19 protein-coding genes are annotated in these 21,120 nt (G+C 72.1%); 7 read left to right on the top strand and 12 right to left on the bottom strand.

Annotation, left to right across the window (positions count from 1 at the left end):
• Nucleotides 1-46: 46 nt before the first annotated feature.
• On the bottom strand, nucleotides 47-712 hold the full coding sequence (locus ACIBTS_RS43970; protein WP_399326834.1) for a GNAT family N-acetyltransferase: 666 nt from the start codon (nucleotides 710-712) through the stop codon (nucleotides 47-49).
• A 179-nt stretch (nucleotides 713-891) separates the two neighbouring features.
• On the opposite strand from ACIBTS_RS43970, the gene lon reads away from it, so the two are divergent.
• Both lon and ACIBTS_RS43980 read left to right on the top strand, forming a co-directional pair.
• A complete protein-coding gene (gene lon / locus ACIBTS_RS43975) occupies nucleotides 892-3,327 on the top strand; it encodes an endopeptidase La (RefSeq protein WP_399326836.1) in 2,436 nt (811 codons plus the stop codon).
• Between the two features lie 240 nt (nucleotides 3,328-3,567).
• The gene (locus tag ACIBTS_RS43980; RefSeq protein ID WP_319677105.1) at nucleotides 3,568-4,008 is read left to right on the top strand and encodes a MarR family transcriptional regulator; all 441 of its coding nucleotides are present in this window, start codon (nucleotides 3,568-3,570) and stop codon (nucleotides 4,006-4,008) included.
• Between the two features lie 32 nt (nucleotides 4,009-4,040).
• On the opposite strand, the gene ACIBTS_RS43985 is transcribed toward ACIBTS_RS43980, so the two are convergent.
• Nucleotides 4,041-4,832: a hypothetical protein gene (locus ACIBTS_RS43985; protein ID WP_399326838.1), complete on the bottom strand. Its 792-nt coding sequence runs from the start codon at nucleotides 4,830-4,832 to the stop codon at nucleotides 4,041-4,043.
• A gap of 368 nt (nucleotides 4,833-5,200) precedes the next feature.
• Between ACIBTS_RS43985 and ACIBTS_RS43990 the strand changes: the two genes are divergently transcribed.
• From ACIBTS_RS43990 to ACIBTS_RS44010, 5 genes are read left to right on the top strand one after another with little or no spacing between them, the layout of a single operon-like run.
• Nucleotides 5,201-8,029 carry a nitrate- and nitrite sensing domain-containing protein gene (locus tag ACIBTS_RS43990; RefSeq protein WP_399326840.1) on the top strand — a complete coding sequence of 943 codons (2,829 nt, stop codon included), beginning with the start codon at nucleotides 5,201-5,203 and terminating at the stop codon, nucleotides 8,027-8,029.
• Nucleotides 8,026-8,529 carry a roadblock/LC7 domain-containing protein gene (locus ACIBTS_RS43995; protein ID WP_319676141.1) on the top strand — a complete coding sequence of 168 codons (504 nt, stop codon included), beginning with the start codon at nucleotides 8,026-8,028 and terminating at the stop codon, nucleotides 8,527-8,529. Before ACIBTS_RS43990 ends, ACIBTS_RS43995 begins: the two co-directional genes overlap by 4 nt.
• The gene (locus ACIBTS_RS44000) at nucleotides 8,526-8,936 is read left to right on the top strand and encodes a DUF742 domain-containing protein (protein ID WP_319676142.1); all 411 of its coding nucleotides are present in this window, start codon (nucleotides 8,526-8,528) and stop codon (nucleotides 8,934-8,936) included. The genes ACIBTS_RS43995 and ACIBTS_RS44000 overlap by 4 nt, the downstream gene beginning before the upstream one ends.
• The gene (locus tag ACIBTS_RS44005; protein ID WP_399326843.1) at nucleotides 8,917-9,561 is read left to right on the top strand and encodes a GTP-binding protein; all 645 of its coding nucleotides are present in this window, start codon (nucleotides 8,917-8,919) and stop codon (nucleotides 9,559-9,561) included. The genes ACIBTS_RS44000 and ACIBTS_RS44005 overlap by 20 nt, the downstream gene beginning before the upstream one ends.
• A 24-nt stretch (nucleotides 9,562-9,585) precedes the next feature.
• Nucleotides 9,586-10,839 (top strand): styrene monooxygenase/indole monooxygenase family protein, encoded by a 1,254-nt coding sequence (locus tag ACIBTS_RS44010; RefSeq protein ID WP_319676144.1) that lies wholly within the window; start codon nucleotides 9,586-9,588, stop codon nucleotides 10,837-10,839.
• Here ACIBTS_RS44010 and ACIBTS_RS44015 read toward each other — a convergent pair.
• The 10 genes from ACIBTS_RS44015 to ACIBTS_RS44060 all read right to left on the bottom strand — a co-directional run bounded on the left by ACIBTS_RS44015 (nucleotide 10,812) and on the right by ACIBTS_RS44060 (nucleotide 21,098).
• Complete coding sequence (locus ACIBTS_RS44015) at nucleotides 10,812-12,158, bottom strand: NlpC/P60 family protein (RefSeq protein WP_399326845.1); 1,347 nt, start codon at nucleotides 12,156-12,158, stop codon at nucleotides 10,812-10,814. The genes ACIBTS_RS44010 and ACIBTS_RS44015 overlap by 28 nt on opposite strands.
• Before the next feature lie 103 nt (nucleotides 12,159-12,261).
• Nucleotides 12,262-12,564, bottom strand: a complete 303-nt coding sequence (locus ACIBTS_RS44020; RefSeq protein ID WP_319676146.1) for a hypothetical protein — start codon at nucleotides 12,562-12,564, stop codon at nucleotides 12,262-12,264.
• Between the two features lie 14 nt (nucleotides 12,565-12,578).
• A complete protein-coding gene (locus ACIBTS_RS44025; protein WP_319676147.1) occupies nucleotides 12,579-13,229 on the bottom strand; it encodes a helix-turn-helix domain-containing protein in 651 nt (216 codons plus the stop codon).
• Between the two features lie 56 nt (nucleotides 13,230-13,285).
• Nucleotides 13,286-14,224, bottom strand: a complete 939-nt coding sequence (locus tag ACIBTS_RS44030) for a diiron oxygenase (protein ID WP_399326847.1) — start codon at nucleotides 14,222-14,224, stop codon at nucleotides 13,286-13,288.
• A gap of 187 nt (nucleotides 14,225-14,411) precedes the next feature.
• Nucleotides 14,412-15,869: a peptidoglycan D,D-transpeptidase FtsI family protein gene (locus ACIBTS_RS44035; protein WP_399326849.1), complete on the bottom strand. Its 1,458-nt coding sequence runs from the start codon at nucleotides 15,867-15,869 to the stop codon at nucleotides 14,412-14,414.
• Nucleotides 15,866-17,302 carry an FtsW/RodA/SpoVE family cell cycle protein gene (locus tag ACIBTS_RS44040; RefSeq protein ID WP_399326851.1) on the bottom strand — a complete coding sequence of 479 codons (1,437 nt, stop codon included), beginning with the start codon at nucleotides 17,300-17,302 and terminating at the stop codon, nucleotides 15,866-15,868. Before ACIBTS_RS44040 ends, ACIBTS_RS44035 begins: the two co-directional genes overlap by 4 nt.
• Nucleotides 17,303-17,449: 147 nt before the next feature.
• Nucleotides 17,450-18,091, bottom strand: a complete 642-nt coding sequence (locus tag ACIBTS_RS44045) for an SH3 domain-containing protein (protein ID WP_399326853.1) — start codon at nucleotides 18,089-18,091, stop codon at nucleotides 17,450-17,452.
• Nucleotides 18,092-18,175: 84 nt separating this feature from the next.
• The gene (locus ACIBTS_RS44050; protein ID WP_399326855.1) at nucleotides 18,176-19,510 is read right to left on the bottom strand and encodes an ATP-binding protein; all 1,335 of its coding nucleotides are present in this window, start codon (nucleotides 19,508-19,510) and stop codon (nucleotides 18,176-18,178) included.
• The gene (locus tag ACIBTS_RS44055; protein ID WP_399326871.1) at nucleotides 19,507-20,301 is read right to left on the bottom strand and encodes a hypothetical protein; all 795 of its coding nucleotides are present in this window, start codon (nucleotides 20,299-20,301) and stop codon (nucleotides 19,507-19,509) included. The genes ACIBTS_RS44050 and ACIBTS_RS44055 overlap by 4 nt, the downstream gene beginning before the upstream one ends.
• A 287-nt stretch (nucleotides 20,302-20,588) precedes the next feature.
• Nucleotides 20,589-21,098 (bottom strand): dual specificity protein phosphatase family protein, encoded by a 510-nt coding sequence (locus ACIBTS_RS44060; protein ID WP_399326856.1) that lies wholly within the window; start codon nucleotides 21,096-21,098, stop codon nucleotides 20,589-20,591.
• Between the last annotated feature and the right edge of the window lie 22 nt (nucleotides 21,099-21,120).

A 21,120-nucleotide genomic window follows, 5' to 3' on the forward strand; every position in this document is an offset into this window, starting at 1 on the left:
CCCGGTCGTGCACGCCCGAAGGGTGCGCCCCCGCGACCGCCGGACGTCACCCCCGTGGGTCCCCCGTGTCCCCGGTGAACTTCCCGCTGGTCAACGGCGACTCGACGCGCCACCCCAGCGACTCGTACAGCGCCCGCCCCTCCGGTGTCGCGCCCAGCGCGCCGGTCCGAGCGCCCTGGTCGACCGCCGCGCGCTGGAGCGTCCGCATGACGAGGGCGCCGAGGCCGCGGCGGCGGTGCGCGGGGGATGTCTCGATCTGGTCGACGACCGCCGTCGCACCGGTCGGGGCGATCTGCCCGCGCGCGGCCAGGGAGCCGTCCGGGGCGGCGATCATGGTGCGGGTCACCCCGCCGATGGACCAGGTGCGCTGTCGGTAGCCGTCGGGGAGCGGGCCGGCCGGGACGTCCGTGAGTGCGGCCGTCATCAGGAAGCCGGGCTCGGGATCGACCCACCACTTGGGCCCCAGCCAGTCCCCGACCGTCGCCGGGTCCGCGAACACCTTCAGCCACACGCCGGCCCCGGTCACCGCGCCCGCCACCTTCCGTACGTCCGCCTCCTCGACGGCGTCGTTCGTCGCGCCGAGGACGTGCCGGGTGACGTGATGGATCCCCGTCCCCACATCGATGGTGCAGCCCCACGGCTCGTCCACCGGCGGCGCGGCCCCCCGCGACACGACCCAGCCGTCCACCCAGGCCCGCACGATCCACTCCACAACGACCTCCCGTAAGGACTGCTACGTACTTTCAGCCATTACTCGATGACGATAGGCGCACGGTCCCCCGCGCCGACAGCCGTGATCGCCCACAGCGAACGGGCGGGATCCCGGGGAACATTCGAAGCGGCCCGCGCATTGAGTCGGCATAGCTCAACTTGACTGCCTAAGGGGAGATCATGGCTTCGACGTCCGCACCGCTCACCCTGCCCGTGCTGCCCCTCGATGACGAGGTCGTGCTCCCCGGCATGGTGGTTCCGCTGGACCTCAACGACACCGACGTGCGCGCCGCCGTGGAGGCCGCCCAGGCCGCCGCCCGTTCAACACCCGGCAAGCCTCAGGTACTCCTGGTGCCGCGCATCGAGGGGACCTACGCGAGCACGGGTGTGCTCGGCACGATCGAGCAGGTCGGCCGGCTGGCCGACGGCGACCCGGGCGCGCTGATCCGCGGCCGCGGGCGGGTGCGGATCGGCGCCGGCACCACCGGACCGGGCGCCGCCCTGTGGGTCGAGGGGACCCGGGTCGACCAGAGCGTCCCCGACCCGCTGCCCGGCCACGTCGCCGACCTCGTCAAGGAGTACAAGGCGCTCGCCACCGCCTGGCTGCGCAAGCGCGGCGCCTGGCAGGTCGTCGACCGCGTCCAGGCCATCGACGACGTCTCCGCGCTCGCCGACAACTCCGGCTACTCGCCGTTCCTGACCACCGAACAGAAGGTGGAGCTCCTGGAGACCGCCGACCCGGTGGCCCGTCTGAAGCTCGCCACCTCCCAACTGCGCGACCACCTCGCCGAGCAGGACGTGGCAGAGACCATCGCCAAGGACGTCCAGGAGGGCGTCGACAAGCAGCAGCGCGAGTTCCTGCTGCGCCGTCAGCTCGAAGCGGTCCGCAAGGAACTGCGCGAGCTCAACGGCGAGCAGGAGGGCGAGGAGTCCGACGACTACCGCGCCCGCGTCGAGGCCGCCGACCTGCCCGAGAAGGTCCGCGAGGCCGCCCTCAAGGAGGTCGACAAGCTCGAGCGCTCCAGCGACCAGTCGCCCGAGGGCTCATGGATCCGCACCTGGCTGGACACCGTCCTCGAACTCCCGTGGAACGAGCGGACCGAGGACCGGTACGACATCCCGGGCGCCCAGGCCGTCCTGGACGCCGAGCACGCCGGCCTTCAGGACGTGAAGGAGCGGATCACCGAATACCTGGCGGTGCGCAAGCGGCGCGGCGAGCGCGGCCTCGGCGTGGTCGGCGGCCGCCGCGGCGGCGCCGTGCTCGCGCTCGTAGGCCCGCCGGGCGTCGGAAAGACCAGTTTGGGCGAGAGCGTCGCGCACGCCATGGGCCGCAAGTTCGTCCGCGTCGCCCTCGGCGGCGTCCGCGACGAGGCCGAGATCCGCGGCCACCGCCGTACGTACGTCGGCGCGCTGCCCGGCCGGATCGTGCGGGCGATCAAGGAAGCCGGGTCGATGAACCCGGTGGTGCTCCTCGACGAGATCGACAAGGTCGGCTCCGACTTCCGGGGCGACCCGGCGGCCGCCCTGCTGGAGGTCCTGGACCCGGCGCAGAACCACACCTTCCGCGACCACTACCTGGAGGTCGAGCTCGACCTGTCCGACGTGGTCTTCCTCGCCACCGCCAACGTGCTCGAAGCCATCCCGGAGGCCCTGCTCGACCGCATGGAGCTGGTCCGCCTCGACGGCTACACCGAGGACGAGAAGGTCGTCATCGCCCGCGACCACCTGCTCCCGCGCCAGCTGGAGCGGGCGGGCCTGGACAAGGACGAGGTCACGCTCGACGAGAGCGCGCTGCGCAAGCTCGCCGGCGAGTACACCCGCGAGGCGGGCGTGCGCACCCTGGAGCGGTCCATCGCCCGACTGCTGCGCAAGGTCGCGGCCCAGCACGAACTGGGCGAGCGGAAGCTGCCGTTCACCGTCACCGACGAGGAGCTGCGCGCTCTGATCGGCAGGCCGCACCACGTGCCCGAGTCCGCCCAGGACCCGGCCGAGCGCCGGACCGCCGTGCCCGGCGTCGCCACCGGCCTCGCGGTCACCGGCGCGGGCGGCGACGTCCTGTACGTCGAGGCCTCGCTGGCCGACCCGGAGACGGGCGCGGCGGGCCTGACCCTGACCGGTCAGCTCGGTGACGTGATGAAGGAGTCGGCGCAGATCGCGCTCAGCTTCCTGCGCAGCCACGGGGCCGAGCTGGAGCTGCCGGTCGGCGACCTGAAGGACCGCGGCGTGCACATCCACTTCCCGGCGGGCGCGGTCCCGAAGGACGGCCCGAGCGCCGGCGTCACCATGACGACGGCCCTCGCGTCCCTGCTGTCCGGCCGGCTCGTGCGCACCGACGTGGCGATGACCGGCGAGGTCTCCCTGACCGGCCGCGTCCTGCCCATCGGCGGCGTGAAGCAGAAGCTGCTGGCCGCGCACCGGGCCGGGGTCACCACCGTGATCATCCCCAAGCGCAACGAGCCCGACCTGGACGACGTCCCCGCGGAGGTACTGGACAAGCTCGACGTCCACGCCGTCACGGACGTCCGCCAGGTCCTGGAGCTGGCGCTCGCGCCCGCCACGAACGGCGCGACGCCGGAGGTTCCCGTGGCGGCGATGGGGGCACCTCCCAGGCGTTGAGCACTGGGGGAGGGCGCTGCGGGAAAGGCGAGGCCCGGGTTCCGTGAGGGAGACCCGGGCCTTCGCCATGCCCGACGCGGGCCTGGAACCGCCCCGGGCGTGTGCCTGCGAAATACTTAAGAGCTGCACCGAAGGCAGCGACCGGCGAACATCAGGGGTGCTGACGTGCACGAGGACCACGAGGACCACGAGGACCGCGAGGACCGCGGGGAGACGGGCGGCGACGCGTCGTCGCGCGGCGTGGAGCGGGACGACCGCGAGTTCCTGTCCCTGGAGCGGGAGCTCACGGTGCTGCTGCGCCGCGCCCGCGCCAACCAGGGCGAGATGGCCCGCGAGGTCCACCCGGACCTGGAGTCCGCCGCCTACGGCCTCCTCGTCCGGCTGGAGGAGTGCGGCCGCCAGCGCGCCACGGAACTCGCCGCCTACATCGGCGTCGGCAAGGCCACCATGTCCCGCCAGCTGCGCGCCCTGGAGGAGCTCGGCCTGATCGCCCGCGAACCCGACCCCGCGGACGGCCGCGCCTGGCTGGTCGACCTCACCGAGGAGGGCCGCACCCGGGTCCGGCGGGTCCGCGACGCCCGCCGCGAGCGGTACGTCAGCCACTTCTCCGACTGGGACCGCAGAGAGGTCGGCGAGCTGGCCCGCCTGCTGCACCAGCTGAACCGGGGCATGGAGAAGTGAACCGGCGGCCGTAACCACCTCACGGCTCCACCTCACAGCTCCACGCGCACCACCGTCGCGTCGTCGTGCGTCTTCGCCCCGCCCAGGAAGGCCCGCCCGGCGCCGTCGTCCGCCCGCTCCAGCTCCCGGACCCGTTCCACCAGCGCCCCCGCCCCCTCCTTGCCGAGGAGGGCGAACAGGGCCGGCCAGTCGCCCTCGCGGAAGAGCTCCGTCCAGCGGGTGGCCCCGTCCGACAGCGCGGCCAGGGCGCGCACCTCGGCGCGCGGCACGGTCACGGTCACCGCGCGGGCGGCCACCGCGGGATCGGCCGCGGCCGTGAAGAACCCGCCCTCCTTGTTGCGCAGCGTGCCGTCGACGATCTCGGCGCTGCCCAGCAGCGCGCGCGGCAGCCGCGCCAGCCGGTCGTCCTGGACGGCGGTCACCGTGCCGCCCGGGGACGCCAGCAGCAGCGTCGCGTCGCACAGGACCAGGCACTCGACCGTCTCCGGCGACCAGCGCGCCAGGGCCACTGTGGCCTGTGGGGTACGTGGGTGAGAAAGGTCACAGGTTTCGGAATGGGCCCCAGCGGTACGCGCGATGGCGAGGGCGAGCGCCTCGGCCAGCGGAACATCCGGGAGTGAAACGGTCAGTTCGGTCAGCGCGCCGCCCAATCGCGCGGTGAACCAGGGGACCGAATGCAGACAGCCCGCGCCGCCCCGCGGCGGCGTCACTCCGTCCAGGAGGACGAGCGAACCGCCCTGTCCGGAGGCGGAAAGTCCGATACCCGCGAAGTCCTCGTTGGGGCGGGCCCGATCGCCGGCCTCCGACACAAGTTCCGTACGCATTCGGCCAGTCTGCACGACCCCTTCACAGCCTTCGCAAAAGGCTGGCATCGCGCGCCGAACAGCCGTACCGCCGCAGGTCAGACGCCTGCTTTGGGTAGGAATGAAGCACTCCGGGAAGGCGTGGCGGCGAATACTGTCAAAGCCCGCCGCCCACGTCCAACCGACCTGCCGGGCAAGGCCGCTGCACACGCCAGAGGAACTTGCCCGCCAACTCCCCTCCGATGTTCACTCCTTCGGGTGGCGGGGCAACCGATGCGCGACCCCTGCCCACCGGCACTGGGAGGGTCGGGAACCGTACCGGACGTACGCACCAGTTGGCGGAGCGACACATCCGGCCCATGGAGCACGAGTCAGGAATGCGAGCACCGGTGCAGAAGACGCGGCCTCGGCGTACAGGCAGGCAGACGGCCTCCGAGGGGGGCGCGGAGCGCACCCCTGTCGGCAAGGGCCGCCCCACCCACGTGCGCAACCGGCTGATCGTCGCGGTGGCCGTGGTGGCCGCCGCCGTCGCCGGGGCCGGCGCCCCCTCGATCCTCGCCGTCTCCGGGCAGCTGAAGGACTCCCAGGACCTGGTCACCCTCGCCGAACAGACCCAGGACGCCCTCGCCCTCGCCCAGTCCCTCGCGGACGAACGCGACGAGGTCACCGCCTACGTCGCGGCCGGCCGCGCCAAGTCCAAGGCGCCCTCCACGCAGGGCAGCGCCCGCGTGGACCGGCAGACGCGCGAACTGACCACCGAGACGGACGTCTCCGAAGCGCTGCGCAAGGCCCTCGCCGCCGTCCCCTCCGTACGGCAGTCGGCCCTCACCGGCAAGAGCACGGCGCTCCAGGCGCACCAGGCGTACTCCGAGGCCGTCGCCGCGCTCCACGTCCTCGTCGACCGGCTGGCCGAGCAGATGCCGCCGCGCGCCGGCTCCGGCGCGTACGCCCTCGCCGAGCTCGACACGGCCGTCCAGCAGGCCTCCGCGGCCCGGGGACTGCTGCTCGCGGCGCTCAACGTGCCGACGACCACCGAGACCTACTACGACCCCGTCACCGGCCGGACGACCACCGAGAAGGTCTCCACCGCAGCCGACACCAAGCAGCGCGACGCCCTCACCGCCGCGGCGCAGCAGGCCCGGCTGCGCTGCGACGCGGCCCTCGCCGACTTCCGGGAGGGCGCGCCCCCGGAGGCGGTGTCCTCCTACGACTCCACCGTCACCGGCGGCGACGTCGACACGGCCGAGGCCTACCTCGCCTCCCTCACCGACCAGCCGACGCTGAGCGGCAACGAACTCGACACCGGCGTCAAGAAGCTGGACGCCGCGCTCTCCGCCCGCGTCGACCTGATGCGCGGCGTCGAGTCCTCCCTGTACAACCACCGCACCGAGGACCTCGCCCAGCTCCGGGACGACGACGTCACCGACCTGGAACTGCGCGTCACCCTCCTCGGGGCCCTGATGCTGCTGGCGATCGTCGTCGCCACGGGCCTGGCCCGCAGCCTCACCCGCCCGCTGTCCGTGCTGCGCCGGGGATCGGCGCGGCTGGCCGAGGCCGAGAACCCGGCGGCCGAGGAACCGGTCCGGTTCACCGGCCGCAACGACGAGTTCGCCCAGGTCGTCCGTTCCGTCAACGCGCTGCACGAGCACGCCGTGGCCGTCCACGAGCGCGTCACCACCCTGGAGTCCGACCGCAAGCACCTCGTCGGCCAGCGCCAGCGGATGGCCGACGCCCGTGAGGAACTGCGCGCCGAACTCGCCGACTCCGCGGCCAAGCTGGACGGCCTGCGCGACAGCATCAGCGGCACCTTCGTCAACCTCGCCCTGCGCACCCTCGGCCTCGTGGAGCGCCAACTCGCCGTCATCGAGGGCCTGGAGGAGCGCGAACAGGACCCGGACCGGCTGGCTACCCTCTTCAAGCTCGACCACTTCGCCACGGTCATGCGCCGCCACAGCGAGAACCTGCTGGTCCTGGCCGGCACGGAACACGTCCAGCAGCACGCGGGCGCGATCCCGCTGGTGGACGTGGTCCGCGCGGCGGTCAGCGAGATCGAGCGCTACGAGCGGGTCCGTATCTCGGCGCTGCCCCCGCACGCCCACGTGGCGGGCTTCGCCGCCGACGACCTCTCCCACCTGCTGGCCGAACTCATGGAGAACGCCACCTCGTTCTCCCCGCCCGACCTGCCCGTCGAGGTCTCCGGCTGGCTCCTGGAGAACGGCGAGGTCATGCTCTCCGTCCAGGACGAGGGCATCGGGATCACGGCGGACCGCCTGGAGCGGCTCAACGCCCGCCTCGCCGAGTTCGACCCGGAGACGCCGTACGACCAGGAGGGCGAGGACGGCCTCGGCCTCGGCCTGTACGTGGTGGCCCGGCTCGCCCACCGGCACGGGGTGCGGGTGCGGTTGCGCGAGCAGAAGCAGGGCGGGGTGGCGGCGGTCGTCGTCCTGCCGGCCCCGCTCCTCGCCACCGCCCCCACCGCCGCGATCCCGTCGACGACCCCGGCCGCCGCAACCGCCCAGGGGTTCACCTTGCCCGGCGCGGACGCGGAGGCCAACTCCAATGTCCTGCCGGGCCGTTCGAAGCAGCAGGATCCCCTGGTCGCGCTGGCGGAACAGGCGGTACGCAGGTCGCAGACCCCGGTCGAAACCCCGGCCGAGACGACGATGGAACTGCTCCTGCCGTCCCCACCGGACGCGACGGCGGGGGAGCAGACCACTGCCACCCCCGAACCCGGAGCCCCCGAACCCGGAGCCCCCGAACCCGGAGCCCCCGAACCAGGGGCCGCCGAACCCGCGGCCGAACCCGCGGTCGTCGACGGCGAGAACGCCTCACAAAGGCCGCCCGCAGCCGACGCCGAAAGCAGTACGGCCGGTGCGTATGGGAACGAATCGGCCGTTGTGGAAGCCGAGGCGGAACACGCGCGCGCGCCGGAGGACGCCCTCACCGACAAGGGCCTCCCCAAGCGCACCCCCAAGATCACGACACCCGCACACACCCCGCGCCAGCGGACCGGCTCCGTCGACGCGGACGCCCTCCGCCGCCGTCTGGGCGGCTTCCGCAGGGGTGCGGAGGCCGGCTACCGCGACGTAGAAGCGGAAATCGCCGACCGCACGGGCCAGAACAAGGTTCCGGCGCCCCACGCACCGCAAAGAGCTCAAGAAGCACACGCACACGCCGAAGAAGACACGGGGGGCACAGTCGAGGAGGCAAGCAGTTGACCGCGCCCAGTACCTTCGGACTGAGCAGTGAAGCCCGTAACCTGCACTGGCTGTTGACCAACCTCGTGGAGGAAGTACCAGGCATCCAGTCCGTCGCCGTCGTCTCCTCCGACGGCCTGCTCCTGCTCTCCTCGGACCCAGGCCGCAACGACGAGGCACGCCAGTCCCGCGAGATCAAACCGTCCGGCCCACGAGGCTCATCCGCCGACCTCGCCACCATCGTCTCCGGCATCGGCAGCCTCACCGTCGGCGCCGCCAAGCTCATCGCCTTCGGCGGGGTCAAGCACACCATGGTGGCGATGGACGAGGGCAGCCTCTTCGTCATGTCGATCAGCGACGGCTCGCTCCTCGGCGTGCACGGCTCCGCGGACTGCGACATGAGCGTGGTGGCGTACCACATGGCGCTCTTCGTGGGCCGCGCCGGCCATGTGCTGACCCCGGAACTCCGCAGCGAGCTACGGCAGTCCCTGGAGTCCACGACGACGGGGATCGTCCGATGAGCGCCGCCAGGCAGCAGCTCCCCGTCCGGGGCGGCGACCGCAAGCCGGCCCGCGTGCGCCCCTACTCGCTCACCGGCGGCCGCACCCGCTTCGGCCACGTCCTGCTGGTGGAGACCTTCGTGGCCGCCCTCGAAGCGCCCGAAGAGCGCAAGGAACTGACGAATGGTTTGCTCAAGTCCACGGTCATGCCGGAACTGCGGGCCATCGTCGAACTGTGCCGCCGTATGCGCACGGTGGCGGAGATCGCCGCGCTGCTGAAGATGCCGCTCGGCGTGGTCCGGGTGCTCCTCAGCGACCTCGCGGACCAGGGAAAGATCCGTGTGTACGGCACCGGTACCGCTCACGGTACGGGCCGTCCCGACCGCGCTCTGCTGGAAAGGGTGCTGAGTGGACTCCGTCGTCTCTGACGCCGCTCGTGGCGTCTCCCCGTTCGTCGAGCCCGAGCCCGACGACACGTTGCAGCCCTGGCAGACGGACCGCACCCGGGCCCCCATAGCCACCAAGATCGTGGTGGCGGGCGGCTTCGGCGTCGGCAAGACCACCCTCGTCGGCACCGTCTCGGAGATCGAGCCCCTCCAGACGGAGGCGCTGATGACCGAGGCCAGCGAGGAGACCGACGACCTCACCGGTACCCCGGAGAAGACCACCACCACGGTCGCCATGGACTACGGCCGTCTCACGCTCGACGACGACCTGGTGCTCTACCTGTTCGGCACGCCGGGCCAGCAGCGGTTCTGGTTCATGTGGGACGACCTGGTGCGCGGCGCGATCGGCGCCGTCGTCCTGGCCGACACCCGCCGCCTGAAGGACTCCTTCCCCGCGCTGGACTACTTCGAGAGCTGCGGACTGCCGTACGTCGTCGCCGTCAACCACTTCGACGGCAGCGAGCTGTTCGAGCCGGAGGACGTGCGGGAGGCGCTGACGATCCCCGCGCACATACCTGTCATGATCATGGATGCGCGGCGCCGGATCTCGGTGATCGAGACTCTGCTGGCCCTGGTGGGCCACGCGCTCGACGAAACCCCCGAGTAAGGCCCCTCAAGGAGAGTTCCCCGCATGCGGAAGATACTCGTCGTCGGAGCCGGCCAGTCCGGTCTCCAGCTCGCCCTCGGCCTCCAGTCGCACGGGTACGAGGTCACCCTGATGTCGAACCGGACCGCGGACGAGATCCGCTCCGGCCGGGTCATGTCGACACAGTGCATGTTCCACACCGCCCTGCAGCACGAGCGCGACCTCCAGCTGAACTTCTGGGAGCAGCAGGCCCCGAAGATCGGCGGCCTCGGCGTCTCGGTCGCGGCCCCCGGCTCGCACGACCCGGGCCCGACGCAGCGCGCGATCGACTGGGTGGGCCGCCTCGACGGGTACGCGCAGTCCGTCGACCAGCGGGTGAAGATGGCGGGCTGGATGGAGACGTTCGCCCAGCGCGGCGGCCGGCTCGTCATCCACGGCGCGGCGGTCTCCGACCTCGACTACTTCTCCCGCGCCTACGACCTCGTCCTGGTCTCGGCCGGCAAGGGCGAGCTCGTCCAGATGTTCGGCCGCGACCCGCAGCGCTCCCCGTACGGCGAGCCGCAGCGCGCCCTCGCCGTCTCCTACGTCCACGGCCTGGGCCCGCGCCCGGAGCACCCGGACCTGGAGGCGGTCCGCTGCAATCTCGTGCCCGGCGTCGGCGAACTCTTCGTCATGCCGACGCTCACCACCTCCGGTCGCGCCGACATCCTCTTCTGGGAGGGCGTACCCGGCGGCCCGCTGGACGTCTTCAACGGCGTCAAGGACCCGGCGGAACACCTCTCCCTGACCCTGGAGCTCATGGAGAAGTTCACGCCCTGGGAGTACGCGCGGGCCACCAAGGCCGAACTGACCGACGCCGGCGGCACGCTGTCCGGCCGCTACGCGCCCACCGTGCGCAACCCCGTCGGCCGGCTGCCCGGCGGCGGCCTGGTGCTCGGCGTCGCCGACGTCGTCGTCGCGAACGACCCGATCACCGGGCAGGGCTCCAACTCGGCGTCCAAGTGCGCCGCCGCGTATCTCGCGTCGATCCTCGAGCAGGGGGAGAAGGAGTTCGACGAGGAGTGGATGCAGGCCACCTTCGACCGGTACTGGGAGACGGCTCAGCACGTCACCAAGTGGACCAACGCGATGCTGGCGCCGCCGCCGGAGCACATCGTCAACCTGCTGGGCGCGGCCGGGCAGCTGCCGCCCGTGGCTGATCGTTTCGCCAACGCCTTCAACGACCCGGCCGACTTCGAGAACTTCTTCTACGAGCCCGACAAGACGGCCGCCTACCTGACATCGGTCGCCGGAGCCTGACGAATCCGTGGCGGCTCGTAGCGGCCCAGCGGCTTCCCCTCCGGGTCCGGCCGCACGGCCCCGAGCACCGGCTGGGCCGCGATCGGGGTCACCTTGACCTTCTCGCCCGTCCTCGGCGCCTGGATCACCTTGCCCCCGCCCAGGTACATCGCCACGTGGGTGGCCCCGGGGAAGTAGATCACCAGGTCGCCGGGGCGCAGCTGCGTCAGCGGGATCCTCGTCAGCCGCGCCCACTGCTCCTCGCTGGTGCGGGGGATCGGCGTCCCGGCGTGCCCCCAGGCCTCGGACGTCAGCCCCGAGCAGTCGTACGACTTCGGGCCCTCGGCACCCCATTCATACGGCTTGCCGATCTGCCCCACGGCATACCGCAAGGCCTGCGCCCCCTCCGCCGACGGCCTCCGCTCCACACCAAGCACACCAAGGACATCGGCCGCACCGAGCACCCCGGCGGCACCCGCCGCACCGGGCGTACCGAATGCGCCGAGTGCCCCGGATGCATCGAGCGCGCCGGGTGTACCGGATGCACCGAGCGCGCCGGGTGTACCGAGCGCGCCGGGTGTACCGAGGGCGCCGGATGTCATGAGCTTCTTCTGGGCCTGGGCGATGCTCTTCTTCTCCAGCTCGGCGAGGGCGGTGAGCTGCTCGGCCGTGAGGGAGGCGAGGAGTTCCTCGACGTCGTCGAGGCGTCGGCGGACGTCGTCCCGCTCCTTCTTCGCGCGCTCGGCGAGGGTGAGTTGGTCGTCGAGGGCGGCGCGGGCCCTGCGCGCCAGCCCGTCGGCCTTGCGTTCGCCGCTCTCCAGCCGCCCCACCGTCTTCGCCCGCTCGCGCGCCAGCCGACCGATCACATGCCCTTGGTCGAGGGCGTGTTGCGGATCGCGGGCGAGCAACAGCCGTACGTAGGGGGAGATACCGGTACTGCCCTGGTACTGCTGGCGGGCCAGCCGTCCGGCCGCGCCCCGGCTGTCGTGCAGGGAGAGCCGGGCCTTGGCCAGATCGGCGTCCAGCCGCCGGGTCTCGGCCCGCCGCCGTCCGAGCTGCTCGTCGGTGGCGTTGAAGGCCTCGGTGGCCCGCTCGACCTCCCGATACAGCCGCTGAAGCTCCACCAGCAGCTCGGCCGCGGTGCGCTCATCGGTTTCCGGCGTCTCCGCCTCGGCGGCCGGCGGTTCGTCCGGCTTCGGGGTCGGCGACGCGGTCGCCGTCCGTTCGCCCGGCTCCGTCGGCTCCGTTACGGCCGCGGCGAGTCCGGGGGCCAGGACGGCCTGTGCGGCGAGCGCCGCCGTCGAGACCGTACAGGCCAGACGCAGCAGTCTTCCTGACACGTCATCACCTCCGCTGCGGGGTGGCCCCTCCATCCCGCAGGGTGAGCATCAGGCGTGCGCGCGCGGCCCGCGCGCCGAGCGTGCGCGGTTCGGCGCAACGGGGTCACTCGTCGGCGTCGTCCCGTCGGCCGTCCGGCGTGGCGTCGGGCTTGGACCAGGGCCACCGTGGTCGGCCGCTCTTCTTCCCCTCGGGATCGAACTCGTACTTCCAGCCCCGGGGCAGTCCGAGCTTCTTGCTGTGGCCGCGGGGCACGCGCCGGTAGACCAGGACGGTCGGCGGGCCGCCGGCCGCGTCGGGGACGGGGATGCGGTACGTCTTCGGCGGCTGCCCGGTCGGGCCCAGCAGCACGGGCAGGACCCGGCCGTCCATGGGCCCGCCCTCGAAGGGGGTGTCTTCGCTCTTCACGACACCAGTGTCGATCAGGTCTCCGCGGCCAGCGCACCCCGGATCAGCTCGGCGGTCTGCGCGTCCCGCGCCGCGGTCACCGTGAGGACGGCGACGAACTGGTCCACCAGCCAGTCCCGCAGCTCGTCGGCGGGCGGCTGCTTGTCCTCGTCGAGCCAGATGAGGGAGGCCGCCTCCACCGCGGTGATCCACATCCGTACGGTCATCCGGAGCCGCGGCCCGGGATCGGCGACCCCCAGGTGGCTGTAGAGGTGCTCGGCGGCGGCCCGTCGTACGCCGTCCACGATGGCCGTCGTCCGGGAGGTCTCGACGACGCTGCCGCCCTGGAGCAGGGCGCTGAAGCCGGCGTCGTGGCGGGCGACGAAGGTGAGGTAGCGGTCGAGGGCGCGGGCCAGACGGGGGAGGAGAGGGCCCTGGCGGGGCTCGTCGAAGCAGTGGTTCAGTTCCTCGGCGGCGGAGCGCAGGGCGGCCTCGTAGAGCTGCTGCTTGCCGCCCGGGAAGTACCGGTAGACGAGCGGCCGGGACACCCCGGCGGCCTCCGCCACGTCGTCCAGCGAGACGTCCTCGGGGACGCGGTGCGCGAAGAGCGAGAGTGCGGCGTCGAGCAGCTGACTACGGCGCTCCTCGACGCTGAGGCGCCGGTAGGCGGGGGCGGCGGGGGTCATGACGTGCAGCGTAATCGCCCAACCCGGCCCCGTGCCCGCCGCCCGTCACGCTCCGGTCACGCCAGCAGCCCCGAGGACCTCCACAGCCGCCGCCCGACCCCCCGGAGCACGCCGATGTCGTCCAGGAAGTCCGTCAGCCGCTTCGCTCCCGTCTGCATGATCTCCCTGCGGTGCCCGCTGGCCTGCACCTGTGCCATCGCCTCACGCCTGTCCAGGCCGACGTTCGTATAGACCTCGGGGTTCACGAAGGCGACGGAGAACACCCGGGCGAACTCGCCCGACGTGACCCTGGTGAACTCCTGCGACCACCTCGGCGCGGTCATCATCTGCCGGCGCAGCTCCTCGCGGGCGTACCGCACGTGCCGGGCCTCCTCCACGACGTGGATCCGGGTGACGCCCCTGATCAGCGGCTGGACCCGCTCGTCGGGGAAGGTCAGCCGCTGCATCCAGTCCAGGACCTCCTCGCCGAGCAGGGTCGCGGTGAAGGAGCCGGGGGTGGTGGAGATCGTCTTGAACAGTCGCCCCAGGTTCTGGTGGGCGCGGCTCACCGGGTACCAGGGGGTGCCACCGGCCGAGATCAGCCGGGCGAACATCTTCGAGTGCCGGCACTCGTCCTCGATCTCGGTCAGCGCGTACCGGACGTGCGCGCTCGTCGCCGACTTGTCGTAGATGTGCCGGACGAGCAGCTGCATGAGGATGATCTCGAACCAGATGCCGAGCGAGGCGAGCGCGGCGGCCTCGTGCTGCGACAGCAGGATCCGCTGCTCCTCGCTCATCCGCCGCCACATCGGCGTGTCGTACAGCGAGACGAGCTCCGGCGGCCAGAACCACTTGCCCTCCTCGAAGGGGGCGTCCCAGTCCAGCTCCTTGTCCGGGTCGAAGGAGTGCTTGGCGGAGGACGCGAGCAGCCGCTCGGCCACCTGCTCCCGCCCCTTGAGCAGGCCCAGCGCGTCCCGCAGCCCGTCCAGCGCATCGGCATCGGTGAGGCTCGTCATGCCCTTATGAGACTGCTTGTCAGCAAGCTCGTCAATCCCCTGCGCGTCAATGGCACTGTCCGTGATCACTCGACAGAGGGGGCGAATCGGCATATCCCGCTGGATACGCCGGCAGTGCCAGGCAGCCTCCGCCGTACGGGAGCAATCATGAGCGCCGCACGCGAGTACGGGCTGGATGAGGCCCCTCTCACGAGTTGAGCACCGCCTCCATCACCGCCCGCGCGATCGGCGCCGCCATCCCGCCCCCGGTGATGTCTCCGCGGCGCGCCGACCCGTCCTCCACCACCACCGCGACCGCGACCTTCGGCTCCATGTCCCGCTCGCCCTGCGCCCACGACACGAACCAGGCATATGGAATACCGGCGTTGCCGATGCCGTGCTGGGCGGTGCCGGTCTTGCCGCCGACGACCGCGCCGGGGATCGCGGCGTTCGTGCCGGTGCCCTCCCGCACCACGTCCTCCATCAACTCCCGCAGCCGTCGCGCCGTCGAAGGCAACATCACCTGACGGGACGGGCGCGAACCGGCCGTTGCCACCGTCGCCCCGCCCTTGCGCGTCGTCCGCTCCACCAGATACGGCGTGTGCCCCTGCCCCCCGTCGGACACCGCCGCCGCCACCATCGCCATCTGCAGCGGGGTCGCCCGCGTGTTGTACTGGCCGATCGAGGACAGCGCCAGCTGCGCCCTGTCGAGCGAGGTGTCGAAGGTGCTCGGCGCGACCGAGAACGGGATCCGCACATCCACGTCGTTGAAGCCGAACGCCTGCGCCGTCCGGGTCATCCGGGCCAGCCCGGTGTCCACGCCGAGCTTCGCGAAGACCGTGTTGCACGACCACTCGAAGGCGTCCCTCAGCGGAGCGTCCTCACAGCCGTCGCCCTCGTTCGTCAGGACCGTCGTCGTCCCGGGCAGCCGATAGGGGTCGGGGGAGTCGGTCGCCGCGTCGAGATCCGTGATCACGCCCGCGTCCAGCGCCGCCGCCGCGGTGACCACCTTGAAGGTCGACCCCGGCGGATACGTCTGCCGCACCGCCCGGTTCAGCATCGGTCGGTCCGGGTCGCCGTTGAGCCGCGCCCAGGCCCGCTGCGCCCCGGCGTCGTTCCCGGACAGCACGCCCGGGTCGTACGACGGACTCGACACCAGCGCCAGCACCCGCCCCGTCGCCGGCTCCACCGCCGCCACCGCGCCCTTGCGGCCGTCCAGCCCCTCGTAGGCGGCCCACTGGGCGCGGCGGTTCAGCGTCGTCACCACGTTGCCGCCGGGGGGCCGGCCGCGCGTGACGTCGTTCCACAGCGGGAACGGCGAGAGCAGCGGATCCGACCCGGACAGGACGTCGTCCCCGGTGTGCTCCAGGAACGTCGTCCCGTACACCTGTGAGGCGAAGCCGGTCACCGGCGCGTACAGCGGCCCGTCCTGGTACGTGCGCTCGTAGCGCAGCTGCTCCCCGGTGTCCCGCGAGCCGGTGACCGGGGTCCCGCCGACCAGGATGTCGCCGCGCGGCTGGGCGTAACGGGCGATGGACCCGCGCCGGTTGGCCGGGTTGTCGTCGTAGACACCGGACCGGACGACCTGGACGCGTGCCGCGTTCACCAGCAGCGCCACCAGCAGCAGGGTGCAGAAGACGGCGGCGCGCCGGATGTGCCGGGTCACCCGGACCTCCGAGGGCTCTTGTCGGCCGGTACGGCGACGGCTTCACGAACCGACTCCTCGAACTGGTGCGCGTACGGCCGTCGCGCCGAGTCGCTCACCCGGATCAGCAGCGCCACGATCGCCCAGTTGGTGACGACCGACGAGCCGCCCTGCGCCAGGAACGGTATCGCCATACCGGTCAGTGGGATCAGCCCGGTCACCCCGCCCGCGATCACGAACACCTGGAGCGCCACGATCGAGGCGAGGCCGGTCGCCAGCAGCCGGCCGAACGGGTCGCGCAGGGACAGGCCCGCCCGGTAGCCGCGCTCCACCAGCAGGCCGTAGAGGAGGAAGAGCGCCGTCAGCCCCGCCAGGCCCAGTTCCTCACCGGCCGTCGCCAGGATGAAGTCCGACTTCGCGGCGAACCCGATGAGGATGGAGTGGCCGAGCCCGAGCCCGGTGCCGAGCACCCCGCCGGCCGCGAACGAGAACAGCGACTGCGCAAGCTGGTTGGGGCCCTGACCGGCCTCGATCGACGCGAACGGGTGCAGCCAGTCCTCGACCCTGCTGTGCACGTGCGGCTCCAGCCGGCCGACGGCGACCGCGCCGAGCGAGGCGAGCAGCAGCCCGACGGCGATCCAGCCGGTGCGGCCGGTGGCGACGTAGAGCATGACCACGAACAGCCCGAAGAACAGCAGGGACGTGCCGAGGTCCCGCTCCAGGACCAGCACGCCGACACTCAGCAGCCAGATCGCGACGATCGGTCCGAGGACGCGCCCGGTGGGCAGTTGCAGCCGCCGGAAACGCCAGATCGTCCGTCCCGCGTACGCCAGGGCCGTGCGGTTGGCCGCCAGGTACGCGGCGAAGAACACCGCCAGCAGCACCTTCGCGAACTCGCCGGGCTGGATGGAGAACCCGGCGATCCGGATCCAGATGCGGGCGCCGTTCACGGCCGGGAACAGGATCGGAAGGGCGAGAAGGGCGAGCGCGCCGACCACGCACACGTACGCGTACCGCTGGAGCACCCGGTGATCGCGCAGCGCGACCACGACCACGATGAACAGGGCCACGCCCAGCGTGGACCAGACCAGTTGTGTGGGCGCCGCCCGGTCGCCCGGCGTCTCCAGGTCGAGCCGGTAGATCAGCACCAGGCCGATCCCGTTGAGCAGCACGCCGATGGGCAGCAGGAGCGGGTCGGCGCAGGGCGCCCGCCACCGCACCGCGAGATGCGCCAGCAGCGCGAGCACGCCGAGCCCGGCGCCGTAACCGGCGGCGCCGGGCGGGACGGTGCCGCTCTTCGCGAGGCCGACGGCGCAGTAGCCGTACACGGAGAGCAGGACGGCCAGGACGATGAGGGCGAGCTCGACGCCACGGCGCCGGGGGAGGCCGACCGAGGGGGCGGGTGCGTCGGCCGCCGCCAGGGTGGCCGCCGCTCCGACTCCGGCTTTCGTCATGTCCGGAACTTACCCAAATGGGGCTCCTTGTGAGCCGTGGATGCTTTCGAGTCGCCGTCGTGGCGACGTCGAGTCGCCGCCGTGTCGCCGTGTCGCCGCCGTGTCGCCGCCGTGCCGGCGCAGCGTCGGCGCTGTGTCGGCGCTGTGTCAGCACCAGCGCGGTGGCGTCCCGATGGTCTTGATGTGGCGCGCCGCGCCCCAGGCCCAGGTGCCGTCCGTGAGCAGGTACCACAGGCGGTCGCCCTGGACCTCCTGGCCGGACGTCTTGCAGAAGATCGAGACGATCTCCCCGCGGTGGGCGACCCGGATCACCTCGCTGGCGCGGGTCGGCTTGCTCCGCAGGAGCAACTCGTCCGCGGTGACCCGCCCGCGGAAACGGCGGAAGTCGTTGTCGTTGTCGTTGTCGTGGTTCCCGGACTGCCAGTCGCCGCCGTCGCCACCACCGCCCGACTGCCAGTGCCCGTTCCCACCGTTGTTCTGGTTGTTGTTCTGGCCGCCGTCCTGGTGGCCGCCGCCCTCGTTGTTGTCCTCGTCTCCGCCATTCTGGTGGCCGCCGCCCTGGTGGCTGTCCCCGTCTCCGTCGTCCTGGCCGCCCCCGCCTCCCTGGTTCTGCCAGTCCTGTGGGTCGTCCCCCGAGCCGTTGAAGTCCTTGCCGCTGGTGCTGCTGCTGTTGTCGCCCCAGTCGTCGTCCCCGCCGCCGGCGAGGGCGGGGGTGATGGTCGCGGTGGCGGCGAGTGCGCCTGCTGCGGTGACTATGGCGAGACGGGTGCAAGCGGAGCGCAGGGACATGGCGATACCTCCATGAAGAGGGTGAAGCGAAGAGGGTGAAGCTGACTTATCGCCACATTAGGAGCGGTTCGCGTACGTCGCCCGTCACACTGCGCCATCGGAGAGGCAGGCCCCGGCAGGAGGCGTCTGAGGGAGCGTCAGCGTGGCCACGGCGCCGCCGTCCGGCGCGTTGGCGAACGTCAGCCGGGCGCCCATCACCTCTGCCTGGCCGACCGCGATCGTCAGCCCGAGCCCGTGCCCCTTCGCCCCGCCCTCGGTGCGGAACCGCTGTGGCCCATGCGTGACGAGGTACTCCGGATAGCCGTCCCCGTGGTCCCGGACGGTGACCACCGGCCCGTCCACCGTCAGCGTGACCGGGGGCCGCCCATGCCGGTGCGCGTTGGCCAGCAGGTTTCCCAGCACTCGCTCAAGGCGTCGTCGGTCGGTCTCCACGCGCACGTCCCGGACGATGACGACCGTGACCGTGGCCTCGGCGCCGGTCCCCGACATCCCGAGGCCGGCCGAACCTCCGAAGGTGTCGGAAGCCTCCGCCGTCCGCACCACCCGCATCGCCAGCGCGCCCAGTTCCTCGGCGTCCAACTCCAGCTGCTCCCGCCCGGTGTCCAGCCGGGAGATCTCCAGCAGGTCCTCGGTCAGTGTGCGCAGCGCCGCCACCCGGTCGCGCACCAGCTCCGTCGGCCGCCCCGGCGGCAGCAGTTCGGCCGCCGCGTGCAGCCCGGTCAGCGGGGTGCGCAGCTCGTGCGCCACGTCGGCGGTGAACCGCTGCTCGCTCAGCAGCTTGCCCTGCAGCGAGGCCGCCATGGAGTCCAGTGCGACGGCGACGGCGCCCACCTCGTCCTGCGGCCGGCCCGGGTCCTTCGCGCGGGGGTCGTCCACGCGGGCGTCCAGGTCGCCGGCGGTGATCCGCCGGGCCACCTGCGCGGTGGTGTGCAGCCGCCGGGTCACCCGGGTCACCGCGACGGCGCCGACCAGCAGCGTCGCCCCGATCGCCAGCACCGACGACCACAGGATCGCGGTGTCGAGCGCCTCGATGGTGTGGGCGCTCTGTGAGTAGTCGACGGCGACCGCGAGGGCCCGCTCGTCGTCGGCGGGTCCCGCCGCCCACATCGTGGGGCGCCCCCGGTATTCGGCGACCATGGTGCCGCGCTCCCCGGCCACCGCGAGCGTCCGCAGCGAGGTGGGCAGTCCCGGCGGATCGAGGCTCGCTCCCCGCCCGAGGGAGTCCCCGGCCTCGAACGCCGTCGTCGCGTCCTTCAGCCGGGACAGCGCGAGATCGCGGGCCTGGCCGACGGTCTGGTTCGTCACCGACACATGCACCAGGACGCCGAGCAGGGCGGCCAGCGCGCAGCACATCACCGTGATGAAGACGGCGGCCTTCACGGCGAGTGTGCCGGCCCACGAGGGCAGCGCGAGCCTCATCGGCCACTCGCGGAGGCGGCCGAGGGGGAGGCCGAAGCGGAGGGGGAGGGGGAAGGGGAGACCGGGAGCCGTGAGGAGTGCGGGGCGTGCGGGGAGCGCTTGTGGTCCGCTTCGCCGGTGCGCAGCATCTCGTCGTTGGTGAGCAGCATCGCCTGCTGCTGCTGGTCCCAGGTCCACTGCAGGCGGTACTCGTAGCCGGCGACCTCCGAAGGGGCGCGGATGATCACGGACCGCCCGGCCAGCTCGACCGCGCTCACGGCGTCCTCGTAGCCCATGATCTGCACGAGCCGGTCCTTGCGGACGGTGTAGACGCGGACGGCCGTCAGGTTGCCGGGCAGCTGTCGGAAGCCCAGCGTCATGTCGTCACGGCCGTCGCCGGTGAGATCGCGGTAGTACGCCTTGAGGACGGGACACCTGCGCCCCTGCGCGCCGCTCTTGCCGCAGTCGGCCATCAGGCGGGCGGTCTCGTCGTACGCCCCCGCGCTGTAGTCGCCCGGGTGCGCGGCGATCTCCCTGCGGACGACCGCGACCGGATCCACCTTGTGGATGTCGCCTCCGGGCACCGTGATGCCCTTGACCACCTCGGTGTCGACCTCGCCGATGTCGAAGGCCGGGCTCGCGGCGGGCGTCAGATCCGGCCAGAGCTTGTCCGGGCTGATCGCGGTCGGCGTGGCCCCCGCACCCTTCAGCTCACCGGCGTCACCGCAGCCCACGGCGACCGACGCCAGCAGAACGACGGCGAGACCGACGAACACGGGACGGCCGGCGCGGTTGGCACGGCCGGGGCGCAGGGAACCGGAAGAACCCGCGGAACGGGAGCGACGGACGGGGCGACTGCGGGGCACGGGACTCCTGTGACTCCTCTTGGGCTACACGATGTCAGGCCCCGTACACCTTATTCATGGGGAAGTCTGTTTTGCGTACCGGTGGGGCCGGAGATGCCGACCCGGTGAAGCGACAGGTGGCACGGCCGGTGAAGCGACAAGCGAACCCGCAGGTGAACCCGCAGGAGAAGCAGCAGGTGAACCAGCAGGTGAACCAGCAGGTGAACCAGCAGGAGAAGCAGCAGGTGAAACGATTACTCGGCCAGCTCCTCCAGCAGTCTGGCCGTCGGCAGCCCCGCCCGCAGATACTCCACGAACAACTCGTTGTGCAGGGCCCACGGCGAGCGCCGTGACCGTATCAGCCGGATCGCGTCCTCGGTCGAGTGCCCCCGGTGCACCAGCGTGTGGGCCACGACCAGCCCGGACCGGTTGTAGCCGCTGTAACAGCGGACGAGGACCGTACGCCCCTCGTCCATGGCGTCCCCCGCGGCCTGCGCCAGCCGGATCACCCCGGCGAGCTGGGTGCCGTCCAGCGGCCCGTCCGGAATCGGCCACACATGGTGCCGCACACCGGGATCGGGACCGTGCCCCTGCCGGGCCCGCGTCAACGTCTGGACGAGATCGAACTCGCCGCGCACCACGGCGAGCTCCAGTTCCCCACCGGACGCCCGGAACTCGTGCCCGCCCATCCACAGGCCGGGCACGATCTCACTCCACGGACGGTCCGGAACCGGTACGTCGGGTTGCTTCCTGCGGGTCCGCAACGGCGCCTCCCCAAACGCGCTG

The organism is Streptomyces sp. NPDC050121, assembly GCF_044460385.1.
GTDB classification, from domain to species: Bacteria; Actinomycetota; Actinomycetes; order Streptomycetales; family Streptomycetaceae; genus Streptomyces; species Streptomyces soliscabiei.